This window comes from Faecalibacterium sp. IP-1-18, assembly GCF_023347355.1.
GTDB lineage: Bacteria > Bacillota > Clostridia > Oscillospirales > Ruminococcaceae > Faecalibacterium > Faecalibacterium prausnitzii.
In genome coordinates this window covers 2,089,202-2,105,161 of sequence record NZ_CP094472.1, presented here as the reverse complement: position 1 = coordinate 2,105,161, position 15,960 = coordinate 2,089,202, and the positions used below count along the sequence as shown (strand labels likewise).

Genomic DNA, 15,960 nt, shown 5'->3' with positions numbered 1-15,960 from the left:
ATCATGAACTGCAATCGGAGACAAAAAAGATGAAGACGGAGAAACCGAAAAAGCTGATTCGCTGGTGCATTCTTGGCGCAGTCGGATGCGGATTTATGGCTGCCGGGGACTGGCTGCTGGGCTGCATTCCGCTTCGGGAAACGGACACCGGTCTTTTCAATAGAGCCTATTATCTGTCCGGCTCCTACGGGCTGTGGAAGCCTGTGCTTACCGTTGGGCTGGGAGCGGTCGGCGGCTTTCTCTATTACTTCGTAGTAAAAGCGCTGAATGCGGACATTGATACAAAGTACAGAAAAACAAAGATCATTCAGTATCTGTGCGGAATTTTCACCGTTGCGGTGGCGCTGACTATCCACACCTGGGTGGCTACCATGGCGTGGTTCACCACCTATCTGGGCCCGCGCATCGGAGAAGAAGCTGCCATCGCGGCGGTCACCGCCTATCAAGACGGCATGCTCCTCGCCATTGCGCCGATGTACGTTCCGATGATACTGGCTTTCGGCATCCATTTCGTGATGCTGCTTGCGGGCAAGACACGGTATTCCCGGTGGATGCTGGCTTTTCACCCGGTCACATGGAATCTTCTGCTGGTTACTGTTCCTGATATTGCACAGGCCATGCAGGTGCCGGTGGCCACATGGATGTCCGTAATGAGCCAGAGCAGCACGAACAGTGCCATTATGGTCTGGTGCATCGCGGCTGCGGTTTATGAGAGAAGTCACACTCAATAAAAAAGGAGTCTTGAATATCCCGGCTGATAAAAAAATAAAACCGTCCTCATCATCGCCCACCGGATGCGCACTGTTTCCAGTGCAGGTAAGATTGTGGTGCTCAAAGATGGAGTAGTAGCAGAACAGGGATCGCTTGCACAGTTGCTGCATACGATGAAACCACCATCATTGAAGATTTGTATTTGAAAAAAGTTGTCTAGGACTTGACATCGTGCAGAGTTCATGATCACGCATGCCGCCATAGCAGTCATATTGAAAGACATCCCGCCTGAAAGTGAAAGCTTTACTTTCAGGCGGGACTTTTTGTTTTTTATTGTAAAGGCTGGTTCCTGTTCTTTAAGGAGATGGCTACACATTAAAGAACTTTGGCCCCATTGGCCGTCAACTTGAAGGTTGCTCCCAGCATATCGGCAGCCCCACGGCACATCAGCATCCGCTGCAGGAAAATCTCAAAATATTCGTACATGCTGCAAATGTCGGTGTCGATCTGCAGATTCAGCGAGATGACCTTTTTCTCGGTGTTGATTTTCAGAGTCTGGTCTGTCACCGCGTAAGAGAAACCATACAAAACCTTTTCCAAACGCCGTTCGAGGGGAACCACGGACGGCGTTTTTATATATCAGCGAAAAGGAGTACGCAAATGAACCGTAAGACCACAAAAAAGGTGGATGAATCCACCCTGACAACTTTGTGCGCCGTCTGCCGAGGGGCATTTTTGGACGCAAAGGGCGTCCATCTCCGCAGAGCCGACCCCAGGCAGCTCGTCAAGGATGTCTGCACGTATTGCCAGACACGATATGGGTTTGACTACTACGTTCAGCCCATTGTCCGTAAATCAAAAATGACCGGAAAGGAGAACCGACGTGAAACTGAGCCAGCTTAAAATTGACCCGGAGTTCCAAAGCAAAATTCCGCCGCTGCAGTTTGAGGAAGAACAGCAGCTTGAGCAGAACATCATTGCCGAGGGTCGTCTTCTGAATCCCATCATCACATGGAATGGCTACATTCTGGATGGGCAGAACACGGTAGAAGCACGTCGAACCTGCAACGGTGGTATGGAATTGCCCATCCGCTGCAAGGTCTTCTATGGCCTTACCAAAGAAGACGAAGCAACGCTGTTTGCGATTCAGACGGGCAATGCTACCTGCCTGACGGCGGGCGAACGTCTTCGTGCAAATCTGGTGGCCGAAAACCCGGATGCACTTTACTTTGTGGGGATCACGTCGAATGCCGGTGTGGAATTTGCCTATGACGGCATCCGGGCACCCTGGAAAATCTACTGCATCGAAACGGCATACGAACTGTACAAGCAGTATGGCTGTGAGCGCTACGTCGAGATGCTTCACATCATCAACGAGGCGTGGAAGGGCAATGTGGATTCCTACCTTGCCGGTGTAATCCGTGGTGTGGCCCGCTTCATCTCCGTATACGAGGGCGAGTACAGCCGGGAGCGCCTGGTGCAGCAGCTGGCAAGGACACACCCGAAAACCATCACGCAGCTGGCTCAGAAAGACACCGGCAGTTCTGCAAACCGCCACATGCGGCAGATTCTCCGCATCTATAACGGTGCCAGCCGTGAGATGAGTCTGCCGCTGAAAAACTGACAATTTCGTTTTACCTCCTGAACAACAGCCGTCGTGGTATCCGTCTGCGGCGGCTGTTTCTTACATAAAAAGGAGGTTGATTTTTATGTTACCGAACAATTGGAGATATCTCAGAGGGGACATCTACTATGCAGACATGGAGCCGCATATCGGCTCGGAACAGGGCGGGAAACGCCCTGTGGTAGTTCTGCAGAACAACATTGGAAACCGTCATTCGCCTACATTGATCGTTGTAACTGTTACCACCCGGACGGAAAAGAAGAAAAACCAGCCCACCCATGTGCTGGTGGATTCCAACCCGGCCTTTGAAGAACCGTCCATGATTCTTCTGGAGCAGATCTTCACGATCGATAAATCCCGCATCGAACGCTTTATGGGCTATGCCAGCAAGGCTGAAATGCTCCGCATTGATATGGCTTTGCTGGTCAGTCTGGCTCTGAACGTTCTGAGCGGAAACCGCAGCGAATAGCGGACAACCAGTAACCCGTAAAAATGAGGTGATAGCGATGTAACCGGAGGTGAGTGAGCCATGCGAAAGAGTGCCCCCATTGAAGTGGTGGTACATTACCCCAAAACGAAAGAGGGATGGGACGAACTCGGAAAACGGGTCGCAACCGCCCACGCCAACTATGTGATCGAAAAAATCGACCGTCTGAACTGCCCCACATGGCAGAAGCTCGAATTGCTGCAGGCGGTGATCGATACTACCAAAGGAACCTACAAACCCAAAGAACACCAAAAGCCCGGCTGGCAGCCGAGCCGATAAACAAAGCCCCACGCTCAACATATGCTTTTCTGCTCTGACCAGAGACGGTCAGATTTAGAGGCAGTGTTGAGCGTGGGGCTTTTTGTGTTACATAAGTTTTTGGAATTTTGCTGACAAAAAATCATTGATTGTTGGCGGCCAATATGGTATCCTATGGCATTGCATAACACTCAAAACAGTTCCGCTTTTTGCTGAAAGAGCGTATCGAAACCGTCCTGATGGAGCAGCAGAAAAAGCTTTTTGAAAAGTAAAAGCTCTTGCGTCCCGTGAAAAAAGAAGGTAATATAAATACAGAGCAAGACACAGAACGCAGGGAGGGATGAAAACCATGTTTTACGAGATCATGCACCGGGAAAGCTGTGTGGCACAACTCAGCACGACAGGGGAATGCAGGGTCTGCCTCGAGGATTTCATGCCCTATGATCTGGTTCTGGTGGAATCGGATGATTTTGACGAGCGCATCAATAATGTAACGAACTTTTACTATTGGTGCGCCTCCCGGATGTTGACGTTGGATCGCACCTACGCCAAGGAAATCCTGAACAGTATCGGTGCATCTCAGAGTGTTACGGACAGGGAACGAGCACAGATTGCATTATCCTACCATTGTCTGTCTTTGCTGGATGTGTTCTGGGTGAAAGAAGAAAACGAGAACATTCGATTCGAGGATATCAACCTTTTTGCACACTCCTTAAGCAATGCGCTTGTGGATATTGCGCTGCGGGGGCACCAAATGACGGTGACAAACGCCCATCTTCTGGCAAATGACCTGTCTACGGGCGGCTTGTACCCCAAGGCGTGGGTGCGAAAAGAGGATGGCTTCTATCTTTACAAGGATGGTGGCAGGGAAGCGGTGGAACGTGAAGTGCTGGCAAGCAAAATCTGCCGGTGCTTTGACTGCCATCAGGTACTGTATGAGCAGGGAATGTTTGAAAATGAGCCGGTTTCTATCAGCAAAATCATGACATCTCAGCGATACAGTCTTGTGACCTATGCAGCCTATGACGTCTACTGCACGAACCGTGATTGGAATACGCTGGATAAGATCTTAGAGCTGGATGCTCCCGGCTACTATATGATGAACATTCTGGATTATCTGGTGGGCAATACCGACCGTCATTGGGAAAATTGGGGTCTGCTGGTAGACAACGAAACCAATCAGCCCATCCGTCTGCATGACCTGATGGACTTCAACCGGGCGTTTCAGCAGTACGACACGCCAGAAGGCGCAAACTGTCTGACCGTGGGAAAACGCCATCTGAGCCAAAAAGATGCTGCAGTGGAAGCGGTGCGGAACATCGGACTGAACCAAGTCCGTCAGGTGGAGCACACCGTATTCTCCGAGCATCCGGCATGGAAAGCAACGTTTGAAGAACGACTGCGTGTTTTACGGAACGCCATGTAAGTCAGAGCGAATATCAGAATAATTGAAACAGAATGATTCCATAACGAAAGCCCGTCTGCGCTGCCACATATCGTGGCTTGCAGACAGGCTTTTTCGTTTGACCGGAGAAAAATTACCATACCTCACATGCGAAGCATAGATGGAAAATCGGAACCAAGGTTTTCCACCAGATGGCAAAAGCACTTCTGACTGATGGTCTTTTGTCCACTCTCCCAGCAGCGGATGCTTGTCCTGCTGACCTTTGCATGGTCGGCAAGCTGCTGACGGTTCCAGCCTTTTGCCTCCCGGTATCTGCGGAGGAAGTCTCCTCCGCCCCGGTGCAGAAACAGGGTGTAGTCGTCCAGAATGTCCTCCACCGGGATGCCGTAAAGGGCGGCGAGCTTGTCCGCAAGTTCCGGCGTAAAGCTGCGGTGAAATATGCCGCTTTCTAGATCCCGATAGAGCCATTCCTCCATGCCCACCATGGCGGCAACCTCTTTTTGCAGCAGGTCAAGACCATAGCGGCACCAACGCAGACGGTCCCATGGATTCGGGATGTCGGCGTAAGAGTGGTACATACGGTAGAACGCCTGCGCCTCTACGGTGGTGCGGGGGCCTGCCAAACTTACCTGTAAGATGTATAGAGGGGTTAGACCACAACCCTCACATGACACCCTCTGAAGCAGAAAAAAGGAACCGCTCTCTCGGCTCCAAAAAATCCATTTTGACGTAGATGCGTCATTGCGTGAAAGAGGTGGATTCTCTTTTCCATCCCAAAGTGCGCTGGGGAGAGGATAGCATTTTCAATGCAGCGGCTGGCATAAGTGGAAAACCGCGCCTTGCGTGTGGCATCAAAGGTATCTACCGCTTTCATCAGCCCGATGGTGCCGATGGAAACAAGATCCTCTTGATCACCCGGCAGGGCGTAATATTTTTTTACGATGTGCGCCACCAGCCGCAGATTGTGGCGGATCAGCTTTTCCCGGGCGGCGGCATCTCCGGCGTGCAGGGCGCTGAAAGCGGCGGCCTCTTCCCGGGCTGTGAGCGGACGCGGAAAGCAGCCGCTTTCCAGATGGAGCGCCAGAAACAGAAATTTTGTGACGAAAAATTGTAGTAAGGTCAGCAGCACACGATATCCCTCCCGGTACATAGTTGTTAGATTGTATGAGCCGGGGCGCGGATAGTTGCCGGAGAAGCCTTTTGTGCGCAGCAGCTTTTCTGCAGGGGAAAAGCGTGGTATACTGAGGGGGATAACTCGTAATTTGTGGAGGGGAGCCTGATGAAAGAAAAGACTTGTCAAACTCGGTGCGGAACGATTCGGTATTGGGTAAGTGTGTCAAACCCGGATACAATTACGCTTGTTTTTCTGCCGGGATTGACTGCGGATCATAGATTGTTTGATAAGCAGATTCAGTATTTTGAGAGCAGGTATAATGTTATCGTCTGGGATGCACCGGCACATGCTTCTTCATGGCCGTTTCGGTTTGATTTTGATCTGTTCGATAAGGCAAAATGGCTGAACGATATCTTAAACCAAGAAGGAATCACAAAGTCTGTTATTGTCGGGCAGTCCATGGGTGGATATGTGGGACAGGCTTATGCACAGCTTTACCCAGACAAAATGACAGGCTTTGTCTCCATTGACTCTGCACCGCTGCAACGAAGCTATGTGACGGCAGTTGAAATTTGGCTTTTGAAACGGATGGAACCGGTATATGCTCACTATCCGTGGAAATGGCTCCTGAAATCGGGGTCGGAAGGCGTTGCTACGTCTGATTACGGTAGAAATCTCATGCGTGAAATGATGCTGACTTATGACGGAAACCAGAAACGCTATGCACAAATTGCCGGACATGGTTTTCGTATTTTGGCAGCGGCCATAGAAAAGAATCTGCCGTATGAGATCAAATGTCCGGCGTTGCTGATATGCGGCACACAAGATCATGCAGGTTCGTGTATACGGTACAACAAAGCATGGCATCGCAATACGAAAATCCCATTGACGTGGATCGAAGGAGCAGGGCATAATTCCAACACAGACAAACCCGAACAGGTGAATCGGCTGATAGATGAATTTGCTGCAAATATTTTACAACAGGAAACTTAGCAATTCAACTTTTTAATACAGCAGCAACAGCGTTGAATTGCGTATCGCAAATATGCTGTTTGAATGTTGCACTAATTTCTTGACTTGTGATTAGAAAAGCTCACCGCAAAACACACTTCGGGAGGTGCGAGGAATGAACTTCTGGAAAAAGCTGTTTGCCGGCATGGGCTTTGTGTGCGGCTTTCTGGTCTTTGAAGCCATGTCGCTGGCGTACCACAACTCCCGCCGCCGTCATAAAAACCGTAAGGGGCGCTGCCGGCGTAATAGTTTTTGGGACACGCTTACCCGGTACATGATCTTTGCGTGGATCTACGATGGTGTGAAGAAAAGCAGGGAACAGGTGGGCAGACGGTACTACCGCCGCACCGGGAATGAGTTCCGACCATCCTACGATTCCGGTACAAGAAGCAATCCCTCTGAACCTGCAAAAGCCGCCCCGAAAACCGCAGATGCAGCACAGTCCAAAAAGCAGCGGTCGTCTCCGTCTGCGCCGAAAACGACAGCAAAGAGCGCATCGGCATCCACGGCAGATAGGCTGAAAGTCCCTGCTGCGGAGGCAAAGCCGCCCCGTGAAACAGTGGAGAAATCAACTGTTGCTGTGCCGGAAAAGCCCTTGCCGGACATCGTACCGGATACCGAAAACCTACCCGCCCCGGAGCCAAAAACACCGCAGGAGGTGGAGGCGGAGCGTCAGCAGATGCTTGCCCGGCTGCGCACCGAGCTGCGGGAGCAGGTCTGTGCTATTCATGCAGACGTGACCCTGCCGCCCGACAGGGAGCAGGGAAGCGAGGCAACGGAGCAGCAACTGCACATTCTGCTGTACCAGACCGATGTGCCGGAGGCGGAACTGAACGCCGCCCTGTCTGACCTGCGTGCCCAGCGCAGGCGGGAAAAAGCCCAGTATCAGGGCGCACCCTTTGCGGATGTGTTTCAGGTAGAGCTGATTTTATCAGAGGAGGACAGCGACCGGGCCTGCATCGTGGATGTGGGGGACACCGGCATGAGCTATGTGATCCCGTGGAGCAGCATCCCGCAGGAGCTTCAGCAGCCGCTGCGCTGCTATGTGGCACAGGCAGACGGAAAGCTCTGCGGCTATTGCAAAGAAAACCTCTGCAATACCGAAAACGGACGGATGATCGTGGAGCTGTATCTGGGTAAACAGGAACATCACGTTTCAAGGATCTTGTATTGAAATAGCTGCACAACCGCAGCGATTGGGTTGAAAAAAAGCTGAAGCCCCAATTGCTCCAGTCAATGTCAGAGTTTCTTAATTGTCCATCAAAAATACGTTGGTACGTTTTACACAGTGACAATTCAAAAAACAGAGGAGAGATATTTTACTATGATCTACAAAAAGCGATACGGACAACCGTTTGATACCGAAAGTGTAGTGGGTTCTTTTTTGCCCATGATGGAAACGATACCCTATCTGACCAAGGAGCCGGATGGTTTCTCCTATGCCATGGAGCCGCAGGATGTCCTGTATGGTCTTGGCGAGAACGTCCGTGGTATCAACAAGCGCGGGTGGGTGTACGAAAGCAAATGCTCCGATGACGGCAACCATACCGAGGGTAAATCCTCGCTGTACGGTGCTTATAATTTTATGATCGTGTCCGGCAAGGATACATTTGGCGTTTTTATCGACTACCCGGGCAAGGTCACCTTTGACTGCGGCTACACCGACCTGGATACCTTACGCATCACGGTGGCCGAGGAAAATTACGATCTCTACATCATTGAGGGCGAAAGCCTGACCGATATTGTGCACCAGTTCCGCCAGTTGGTGGGACGCAGTTATATTCCGCCCAAATGGGCTTTTGGCAACGCCCAGAGCCGCTGGAGCTACATGAACGAGGACGAGGTCCGCGAGGTGGTGGCAAATTACCGTGCCAATAATATGCCGCTGGACGCTGTGGTTTTGGATATTGATTACATGGAGCATTACAAGGACTTTACGGTGGATGCGCAGCGCTTCCCGCGTTTTGCAGACTTTGCCGCCGAGATGAAAGCGCAGGGCATCCGTCTTGTCCCCATCATCGATGCAGGAGTCAAAATCGAAGAGGGATATGATGTGTACGAGGAGGGCGTGAAAAACGGCTACTTCTGCACGAATCAGGATGGCACCCCCTTTGTAGCCGGTGTGTGGCCGGGACGGGTACACTTCCCCGATATGCTCAACCCGGAAGCCCGTGCTTGGTTTGGCAGTCAATATAAAGTTCTGCTGGATCAGGGGATCGAGGGCTTCTGGAACGATATGAACGAGCCTGCTATCTTCTACGCAGAGGAAAGACTGAAAAAGACCTTTGCTAAAATTGAGGAATATAACAAGCAAAACCTGGATATTTCCAGCTTTGCTGCTTTTACCGGCATGGTGGCAGAGCTTTCCAACAACGAAAACGATTATAAGCTGTTCTACCACAACACCAAGCAGGGGCGTATGCGGCACGACAAGGTACATAATCTTTTTGGTTATAACATGACCCGTGCGGCAGGCGAGGCTTTTGAGCGGCTGGAGCCGGACAAGCGCATTTTGATGTACTCCCGTTCTGCCTGCATCGGGATGCACCGGTATGGCGGCATCTGGACCGGCGACAACCATTCTTGGTGGAGCCACATTCTGCTTGCGCTGCACATGATGCCCTCCCTGAATATGTGCGGCTTCCTGTACGAAGGCCCCGACATTGGCGGCTTTGGCAGCAATACCACGGAGGATCTGGTGCTGCGCTGGTACGGCTTGGGCATCTTCTCTCCGCTGCTGCGGAACCACTCTGCCAACGGCACCCGCCGGCAGGAACCCTACCGCTTTAAGAACAAGGCCGCCTTTGCCGGTATTTTACAGCTGCGCTACCTGCTGCTGCCCTACATTTACAGCGAGTACATGAAAGCTGCCCTGCACGACGGCATGTACTGTATGCCGTTGGCTTTTGCCTTCCCGGAGGATGACTTTGCCCGTCGGGTGGAGGATGAGGTGATGATCGGTGAAAGCTTGTTGATCGCCCCGGTATATGAGCAAAACGCCCGAGGTCGGTATGTTTATCTGCCGGAGGAGATGCTGCAGGTGCGGGTAAAGTACAGCGAAAGCAACCGCATCGAAACCAGTGTGCTGCCGGCAGGCCATCATTACATTCCGGTGGAGCTGGATGAAGTGGTGTTCTTTTTGCGCAAGGGACACCTTCTGCCCCTTGCCAAGGACGGCAAAAAGATCCAGAGCGTTGCCGATGTGGATTTTGCAGATCTGCGCCTGCTTGCCTATGCTCCCGATGGTGCATCCTATGAATACTATACCGATGACGGCGAGACAAGGGATTATGATAAGCCGGAACATTTTGTGCATATCACGCTGGATGCGGATGGAAACGCAAAGAGTGATCGTGCTACGGTCAAAGTAGAAGGATAATCGTCAGTCATTACGCAGTTCCTACAGAGTGGCAGCGTTTCAGCTTGAAATGCTGCCACTCTTTTTCGTTGTCTGTATCACAGATAAAATAGCGTTCCATCTTGAAAACAGCGTAAAGATTTATTATAATAAGATAAATAGTTGTGACTTTTACAAAGGAGGGCTGAATTATGGCAGCGCAGCGCACCTATCTGGCAATCGACCTGAAAAGTTTCTATGCCTCGGTGGAGTGCGTAGACCGCCATCTGGACCCCCTGACCACGAATCTGGTGGTGGCAGACGCCTCCCGCACCGAAAAGACCATCTGCCTTGCGGTATCGCCCTCCCTGAAAGCCTACAAGATACCCGGCAGAGCACGGCTGTTTGAAGCCGTTCAGCGGGTGAAAGAGGTCAACGCCCAGCGGCTGCAGACCGCCATCCGGCAGAAAAAGGCGGTCCGGGGAGAGGATGGAAAATACCACTTTGCCAGCACCTCTTTTGATGCTAACGCCCTGAACGCAGACCCTGCACTGGGGCTGAGCTACATCGTTGCGCCGCCCCGGATGCAGCGGTATCTGGACGTTTCCACCCAAATCTACAAGACCTACCTCAAATATGTGTCCCCGGCGGATATCTACCCCTACTCCATCGACGAGGTTTTCATTGATGTGACGGGCTATCTGCCCTACTACCACATGAGCGCCCACGAGCTTGCCATGACCATGGTGCGGGAGGTGCTGTACAACACCGGCATCACCGCAACGGCAGGCATCGGCACAAACCTCTACCTTGCAAAGCTGGCCATGGACATTGTGGCAAAACACATCCCGGCGGACAAGAATGGTGTTCGCATTGCGGAGTTGGACGAGCAGTCCTACCGGTATCTGCTGTGGAACCATCGCCCTTTGACGGATTTCTGGATGACCGGCCCCGGCACAGTGAAAAAGCTGGAAGCCCACGGCATTTATACCATGGGGGATTTGGCACGGTTTTCCATCCATGGAGAAGATCGGCTGTATGAGATTTTTGGCGTGGATGCGGAAATTCTCATTGACCACGCATGGGGCTATGAACCCTGCGGCATGGAACAAATCAAAAGCTACAAGCCCAGCACCAACAGCATCAGCGAGGGACAGGTGCTGACCTGCCCTTACCCCAACGACAAAGCCAAGCTCATCGTCCGGGAGATGGCGGAGATTCTGATGTTCCGGCTTACCGAAAAGAAGCTGGTGACGGAATCCATCACCTTGGAGATAGGCTACGACCGGGAGAACGTGGACAAGGGCGGCTATCGTGGGATGACCCAGACCGACCGCTACGGCAGGGTCATCCCTAAGGCTGCTCACGGCACTATCCGGTTTGATGCCCCTACCAATCTGGGCAGCACCCTCATCAACGAAAGCGCAAAGCTGTTTGAGCGCATCACCGACCCGGCGCTGACGGTGCGGCGCATTACTCTCAACGCCAACAAGGTCACGCCGGACGAGGGCTTCTATCAGGTGGACTTTTTTACCGACACCAAGAAGCTGGAAAAGGAGAAAAAACTCCAGCAAGCCATGCTGGGTATCAAGAACAAGTACGGCAAAAACGCCGTGCTGAAAGCCAGCAGCTACGAGGAAGGTGCCACCATGCGCCGGCGCAACGCACAAATCGGCGGGCACAGTGCAGGAAGTTCGGCGGGAGGTTCAGATGGAAAACTACAAAAATAGCAAAATCGGGCTGGAGACCGCCAAAAAGTACGGGGATATCCTAGAGATGGAACGCCCCCAGACCGAAGAATCCCTCCGCAAGCACCCCCGCATGACCCTTCAGAACCGTGCCAAGATCTTCTCGCCCTTCTCTCCGCTGCGGGGCTATGACGAGCAGCTTGCCGCAGAAAAGCAGCGCACCGAGCGCGTGACCAAGCGCATTCTGACCGAGGAAGAAATGTCGGCTCTGTCCGATCGGCTGATGCAGGTCACCAAGGGCATGACCATCACAGCGCGGTATTTCAAAGAGGATACTGCCCACCCGGAGGTTCCCGCGGTGGGCAACTACATCACACTGACCGGAAAAGCAGACCGCATCGACCCGGTGTTCCGCACCTTGCAGGTGGGCGACACCGTGGTGCCCTTTGAAGATCTGGTGGAGGTCAGCGGGGAAGGCATCATGGAAATTGACGCATATCTGGGAATCCGGGAAGAATGAGATGACAAGAAATGCTGAAAGAGATGTTTATGGGACAGCTCTTTCAGTAAAATGACCTCAGAAGAAGCAAAACACACTTCGGATGGAGGAAAACACAATGGCAAACGGTGATTACGGCTATTTCGGCAAAGGTGACACGGGCTATGCCCAGTACATGACGGCTTTCAACCGCAACTTCGGCGGCTCGTCCGGCGGCGGTGGCGGTGGGAACCACAACAATGGCGGCGGTGGCGGGGGAGATGGCAGCGGCTGCGGCTGCCTCATCGCCATTGCGGTGGTGGTCGTGCTGGTGCTCCTCGGCATGGGGAACTGAGGGCATTTCCATAGCACAAGGCTGTCTTACGTGACCCGGTCACAGAAAGCATAACTAGGAAATGTTATCATATAGTCACAGGAAACACCAACAACATTCCGATGGAGGAATTGAATATGAAAGCAAAGTTTTATATCTGTGAGCACTGTGGCAACCTGGTCACCACCATCCACAACGCAGGCGTCCCGCTGGTCTGCTGCGGCGAAAAGATGAAGGAACTGCTCCCCAACACCGTGGAAGCCAGCGGCGAAAAGCATCTGCCGGTGGCAGAGCTTTCCGGCAGCACCCTCACGGTTACGGTGGGTGCAGTGGAGCATCCCATGGTGGATGTGCACCACATCCAGTGGCTCTTTGTGGAGACGGAAAACGGCGGACAGCTCCGCTACCTCGCCCCCGGGCAGGCACCCAAGGCGGTATTTGAGCTGGGCAGCGAAAAGCCGGTGGCGGTCTACGCTTACTGCAACCTGCATGGTCTGTGGATGACGAAGCTGTAAGAAATAAACGGGCTCCTGCCAGTGGTTAAACGCTTGCAGGAGCCTGTTTTGCGTGTAGACGCTTTTCCGTGGAAAGGAAGCATGACACCGTTATAATGGTTGTATGGACAGCAAAATAAGCGCAGCCCTTGCACCGCCCCATCGGATGTGATAGGATGAAGAAAACCGTGTAAGGGAGGAACCACCATGCCTTTTTTGATGATCCGCAACGACATCACCAAGGTGGCAGCGGATGCCATCGTCAACCCCGCCAACCGGAACCTTTTGCAGGGCAGCGGCACCAGCCGTGCCATCTATCAGGCGGCAGGGGAGCGGGAGCTGACCGCCGCCTGTGAAGCCATCGGGCACTGCGATTTGGGCAGGGCGGTGTGCACCCCGGCATTCGGACTGCCCGCAAAGTATATCTTTCATGCGGTCTGCCCGGCATGGCACGGCGGATTTTTTGGCGAAGCAAAACAATTGGCCGGTGCGTACCATTCTGCACTGGAATTAGCCGCAGAATACCACTGCGAGAGCGTGGCTTTTCCGCTGCTGTCCAGCGGAAACTACGGCTACCCCAAGGAGCAGGCTTTCCGCATTGCAGTGGATACCATCACGCAGTACGTCATGGAGCACGACCTGACCGTGTATCTGGTGCTTTACGACCGGCGCTCGCTGGCTGTGAGCCGCAAGCTGTTCGCCTCGGTAGAGGAGTACATCGACGACCATTATGTAGCCCAGAACGATGAAAGCTACCAGTTTGACCGTCGGCGCAGAGAATACGTGGAACGCTGGGAAGATGCTGCGCTTGCCGACCGGGAGTATCCTGCGCAAGAGTGCGCGCCGCCGGTCTTTGCGGCTGCACCGCCTCCGCCTGCCACCCCCATGGCAGCCCGCAGTCTGGAAAACCTGATGGACAATCTGGGCGAGAGCTTCACCACCCGGCTGCTGCGGCTCATTGACGAGCGGGGGCTGAAAGACTCCACCGTGTACAAGCAGTCCAACATCTCCCGGCAGCATTTTTCCAAAATTCAGTGTAACCGGGACTACAACCCCAAAAAGAAGACCGTGCTTGCCTTTGCGGTGGGGCTGCATCTGTCGGAGGATGAGACCATCGACCTGCTTAAAAGCGCAGGCTATGCCTTCTCCGATGGCTCCAAGCGGGATTGGATCGTGCGGTACTGTCTGGAACACAAAATCTATAACATCAATCAGGTCAATACGCTATTGTTTGAATACGATCAGGAACAGCTGGGTGCGTGATTTGTCGCCTGCCCGTTGACCTTTTGCCCTCCGGTTTGTGGTATCCTCTTGTCAGAAAGACAGAACACCACAAAAAACGGAGGGCATTTATTATGAAGAAAAATCTTACCGAGCTTGTTTTCATTCTGGACCGCAGCGGCTCCATGGGTGGGCTGGAACCGGACACCATCGGCGGGTTCAACGCCATGCTGACCCGGCAGAAGGAGCAGAAAGGCGAAGCCAACGTGACCACCATCCTGTTTGACCACGAGGTGCAGTTGCTGCACGACCGCTTTCCGCTGCACGCCGTTGCGCCGCTGACCGAAAAGGACTACTACGTCCGGGGCTGTACGGCGCTGCTGGATGCCATCGGTTACGGCGTGGAGAAGATGGTAAACATCCAGCGCCATCTGCCGGAGGACGAGCGTGCCGAAAAGGTCATCTTTGTCATCACCACCGATGGGCTGGAAAACGCCAGCAAGCGGTTTGGCTACGAGAAGATTCGCCGGATGATCGAGCGGGAAAAAGAACGGTACGGCTGGGAATTTCTGTTCCTTGGTGCTAACATGGACGCCGTGCAGGAGGCCGCTCGCTTCGGCATCGGGGCAGACCGGGCGGTGCGGTTCGAGAATGATGCGCAGGGCGTGGCAGTCAATTACCATGTGGTCAGCGAAACGGTCTGCCGGATGCGGCAGGCAGCCTGCCCGGCATCCATCGGCGCAGAGTGGAAAGAGGAAATTGAAGCCGACTTCAAGAAGCGGCATCAGGAGTAAAGGAGGAAACAGCGACACCCTTGCCTGCATCACCGGCGGCATTGCCGAAGCCTTTTACGGGATGCCGTCTGAATTGCAGCAGGAGACCTTGAAGCGTCTGCCGGAGGAGATGCGGGCAGCGTATGAGCTGTTCCGGCAGAACCTTGAGCGCAGGATGTGACACCGTCGGCGCTGAGAGCTAGAGAGCCGCTGCACAGGGATCTGTGCGGCGGCTCTTTTGTGCGCAGGTGCTTTTCCGCAGCGGCAAGCCCTCGTCAAAACTCCGGGTGCCATTCGTCCCGAATGCCAATGTCGGCACAGACGATCTTTCCGCACAGCGGCGCAGAGATTTTTGCGATATGCAGCGGTTTATAGCTGTCGAAGGTTACGGTCAAATCTGCATGGGCAGCACCGTCGGCAACCTCGCCGGTGTCCGTATTGATGCCGCTGGGCAGGTCCACGGCCAGCACAAAGGCACCGCCCTTGTGCAGATGGCGTATCAGTCCGCAGGTAGCAAGGCCGGAAGGCCGCAGTTCACCATGGAATCCGGTGCCGTAGAGGGCATCCACAACGGCAGCAAAGCTCTGGGTTTCCAGTACAGAACCGTCAGTGCAGATGTGCACCGGCAGGGAGTGCAGACGCTCAAAATTGCGGATAGCGTCAGAAGTTTTCGGCTCGCCCTCGGCCAGAAGAACGGTCACATTCCAGCCGTCTTTTGCAGCGGCACGGGCGATCACGAACCCATCGCCGCCGTTGTTGCCCTTTCCGCAGACCACCAGCAGCCTGCCGGGATGCGGGAACTGCTTTTGCAGTTCAGCGTAAGCCGCCAGCCCGGCGTTTTCCATCATTTGCGGGTAGGGCAGACCGTGGGCATCCCCGGCTTGTTCAATTTCCTTCATCTGCGCAGCCGTCACAATGCGATGTTTCATGTTGGCACCTTCTTTCTATCTCTATTATAATGGATGAGAATGTTTGGAACAAGATGAAAGATACCGGTGCATAGAATCTGTCCCCGGAGAGTTGGA

Annotated in this window: 19 protein-coding genes; 15 read left to right on the top strand and 4 right to left on the bottom strand. The window is 53.4% G+C overall.

The features are described from left to right. Positions 1-29 precede the first annotated feature (29 nt). Positions 30-731, top strand: a complete 702-nt coding sequence (locus MTP43_RS09930) for a DUF6796 family protein (RefSeq protein ID WP_015536953.1) — start codon at positions 30-32, stop codon at positions 729-731. A 355-nt stretch (positions 732-1,086) separates the two neighbouring features. Here MTP43_RS09930 and MTP43_RS09925 read toward each other — a convergent pair whose 3' ends face one another. Next, positions 1,087-1,299: a hypothetical protein gene (locus tag MTP43_RS09925; protein WP_049929419.1), complete on the bottom strand. Its 213-nt coding sequence runs from the start codon at positions 1,297-1,299 to the stop codon at positions 1,087-1,089. A 301-nt stretch (positions 1,300-1,600) separates the two neighbouring features. On the opposite strand from MTP43_RS09925, the gene MTP43_RS09920 reads away from it, so the two are divergent. The 4 genes from MTP43_RS09920 (at position 1,601) to MTP43_RS09905 (ending at position 4,506) form a co-directional block, all read left to right on the top strand. Further along, entirely contained in the window at positions 1,601-2,335 is a 735-nt protein-coding gene (locus MTP43_RS09920; RefSeq protein WP_154265910.1) for a DUF6551 family protein, read from the top strand. An 85-nt stretch (positions 2,336-2,420) separates the two neighbouring features. Further along, positions 2,421-2,804: a type II toxin-antitoxin system PemK/MazF family toxin gene (locus MTP43_RS09915; protein WP_005922524.1), complete on the top strand. Its 384-nt coding sequence runs from the start codon at positions 2,421-2,423 to the stop codon at positions 2,802-2,804. A gap of 60 nt (positions 2,805-2,864) precedes the next feature. Continuing rightward, the gene (locus tag MTP43_RS09910) at positions 2,865-3,101 is read left to right on the top strand and encodes a hypothetical protein (protein WP_005922522.1); all 237 of its coding nucleotides are present in this window, start codon (positions 2,865-2,867) and stop codon (positions 3,099-3,101) included. Positions 3,102-3,420: 319 nt separating this feature from the next. Next, positions 3,421-4,506 (top strand): hypothetical protein, encoded by a 1,086-nt coding sequence (locus MTP43_RS09905; RefSeq protein WP_097782539.1) that lies wholly within the window; start codon positions 3,421-3,423, stop codon positions 4,504-4,506. A gap of 122 nt (positions 4,507-4,628) precedes the next feature. On the opposite strand, the gene MTP43_RS09900 is transcribed toward MTP43_RS09905, so the two are convergent. Then, a complete protein-coding gene (locus tag MTP43_RS09900) occupies positions 4,629-5,108 on the bottom strand; it encodes a helix-turn-helix domain-containing protein (RefSeq protein WP_223451066.1) in 480 nt (159 codons plus the stop codon). 26 nt (positions 5,109-5,134) lie between these two features. Beyond that, positions 5,135-5,614: a sigma-70 family RNA polymerase sigma factor gene (locus tag MTP43_RS09895; protein WP_242983873.1), complete on the bottom strand. Its 480-nt coding sequence runs from the start codon at positions 5,612-5,614 to the stop codon at positions 5,135-5,137. A 150-nt stretch (positions 5,615-5,764) separates the two neighbouring features. Here MTP43_RS09895 and MTP43_RS09890 point away from each other — a divergent pair, with 150 nt between their 5' ends. The 10 genes from MTP43_RS09890 to MTP43_RS09845 all read left to right on the top strand — a co-directional run bounded on the left by MTP43_RS09890 (position 5,765) and on the right by MTP43_RS09845 (position 15,116). Then, a complete protein-coding gene (locus MTP43_RS09890) occupies positions 5,765-6,592 on the top strand; it encodes an alpha/beta fold hydrolase (RefSeq protein ID WP_113620893.1) in 828 nt (275 codons plus the stop codon). Positions 6,593-6,725: 133 nt separating this feature from the next. After that, positions 6,726-7,784: a hypothetical protein gene (locus MTP43_RS09885; RefSeq protein ID WP_113620894.1), complete on the top strand. Its 1,059-nt coding sequence runs from the start codon at positions 6,726-6,728 to the stop codon at positions 7,782-7,784. Positions 7,785-7,934: 150 nt separating this feature from the next. Then, entirely contained in the window at positions 7,935-9,989 is a 2,055-nt protein-coding gene (locus tag MTP43_RS09880) for a TIM-barrel domain-containing protein (RefSeq protein WP_113620895.1), read from the top strand. Positions 9,990-10,159: 170 nt separating this feature from the next. Further along, entirely contained in the window at positions 10,160-11,677 is a 1,518-nt protein-coding gene (locus MTP43_RS09875) for a Y-family DNA polymerase (protein ID WP_113620896.1), read from the top strand. Then, positions 11,658-12,155, top strand: coding sequence for a hypothetical protein (locus MTP43_RS09870; RefSeq protein ID WP_113620897.1), 498 nt, complete (start codon positions 11,658-11,660; stop codon positions 12,153-12,155). The genes MTP43_RS09875 and MTP43_RS09870 overlap by 20 nt, the downstream gene beginning before the upstream one ends. A gap of 97 nt (positions 12,156-12,252) precedes the next feature. After that, positions 12,253-12,468, top strand: a complete 216-nt coding sequence (locus MTP43_RS09865; RefSeq protein ID WP_015536963.1) for a hypothetical protein — start codon at positions 12,253-12,255, stop codon at positions 12,466-12,468. A gap of 116 nt (positions 12,469-12,584) precedes the next feature. Beyond that, entirely contained in the window at positions 12,585-12,962 is a 378-nt protein-coding gene (locus tag MTP43_RS09860; RefSeq protein WP_015536964.1) for a desulfoferrodoxin family protein, read from the top strand. Positions 12,963-13,148: 186 nt separating this feature from the next. Further along, positions 13,149-14,204, top strand: coding sequence for a macro domain-containing protein (locus MTP43_RS09855; protein ID WP_015536965.1), 1,056 nt, complete (start codon positions 13,149-13,151; stop codon positions 14,202-14,204). Positions 14,205-14,296: 92 nt separating this feature from the next. Next, positions 14,297-14,956, top strand: a complete 660-nt coding sequence (locus tag MTP43_RS09850; RefSeq protein ID WP_015536966.1) for a vWA domain-containing protein — start codon at positions 14,297-14,299, stop codon at positions 14,954-14,956. Next, the gene (locus MTP43_RS09845; RefSeq protein WP_238057145.1) at positions 14,922-15,116 is read left to right on the top strand and encodes a hypothetical protein; all 195 of its coding nucleotides are present in this window, start codon (positions 14,922-14,924) and stop codon (positions 15,114-15,116) included. The genes MTP43_RS09850 and MTP43_RS09845 overlap by 35 nt, the downstream gene beginning before the upstream one ends. A gap of 94 nt (positions 15,117-15,210) precedes the next feature. On the opposite strand, the gene MTP43_RS09840 is transcribed toward MTP43_RS09845, so the two are convergent. Beyond that, positions 15,211-15,864, bottom strand: a complete 654-nt coding sequence (locus tag MTP43_RS09840; protein ID WP_015536967.1) for an NAD(P)H-hydrate epimerase — start codon at positions 15,862-15,864, stop codon at positions 15,211-15,213. Between the last annotated feature and the right edge of the window lie 96 nt (positions 15,865-15,960).

Coding starts and splice junctions, on each gene's coding strand:
- MTP43_RS09930 (WP_015536953.1), top strand. CDS start 30: ATGAAGACGGAGAAACCGAAAAAGCTGATTCGCTGGTGCATTCTTGGC.
- MTP43_RS09915 (WP_005922524.1), top strand. CDS start 2,421: ATGTTACCGAACAATTGGAGATATCTCAGAGGGGACATCTACTATGCA.
- MTP43_RS09910 (WP_005922522.1), top strand. CDS start 2,865: ATGCGAAAGAGTGCCCCCATTGAAGTGGTGGTACATTACCCCAAAACG.
- MTP43_RS09905 (WP_097782539.1), top strand. CDS start 3,421: ATGAAAACCATGTTTTACGAGATCATGCACCGGGAAAGCTGTGTGGCA.
- MTP43_RS09890 (WP_113620893.1), top strand. CDS start 5,765: ATGAAAGAAAAGACTTGTCAAACTCGGTGCGGAACGATTCGGTATTGG.
- MTP43_RS09885 (WP_113620894.1), top strand. CDS start 6,726: ATGAACTTCTGGAAAAAGCTGTTTGCCGGCATGGGCTTTGTGTGCGGC.
- MTP43_RS09880 (WP_113620895.1), top strand. CDS start 7,935: ATGATCTACAAAAAGCGATACGGACAACCGTTTGATACCGAAAGTGTA.
- MTP43_RS09875 (WP_113620896.1), top strand. CDS start 10,160: ATGGCAGCGCAGCGCACCTATCTGGCAATCGACCTGAAAAGTTTCTAT.
- MTP43_RS09870 (WP_113620897.1), top strand. CDS start 11,658: ATGGAAAACTACAAAAATAGCAAAATCGGGCTGGAGACCGCCAAAAAG.
- MTP43_RS09865 (WP_015536963.1), top strand. CDS start 12,253: ATGGCAAACGGTGATTACGGCTATTTCGGCAAAGGTGACACGGGCTAT.
- MTP43_RS09860 (WP_015536964.1), top strand. CDS start 12,585: ATGAAAGCAAAGTTTTATATCTGTGAGCACTGTGGCAACCTGGTCACC.
- MTP43_RS09855 (WP_015536965.1), top strand. CDS start 13,149: ATGCCTTTTTTGATGATCCGCAACGACATCACCAAGGTGGCAGCGGAT.
- MTP43_RS09850 (WP_015536966.1), top strand. CDS start 14,297: ATGAAGAAAAATCTTACCGAGCTTGTTTTCATTCTGGACCGCAGCGGC.
- MTP43_RS09840 (WP_015536967.1), bottom strand. CDS start 15,864: ATGAAACATCGCATTGTGACGGCTGCGCAGATGAAGGAAATTGAACAA.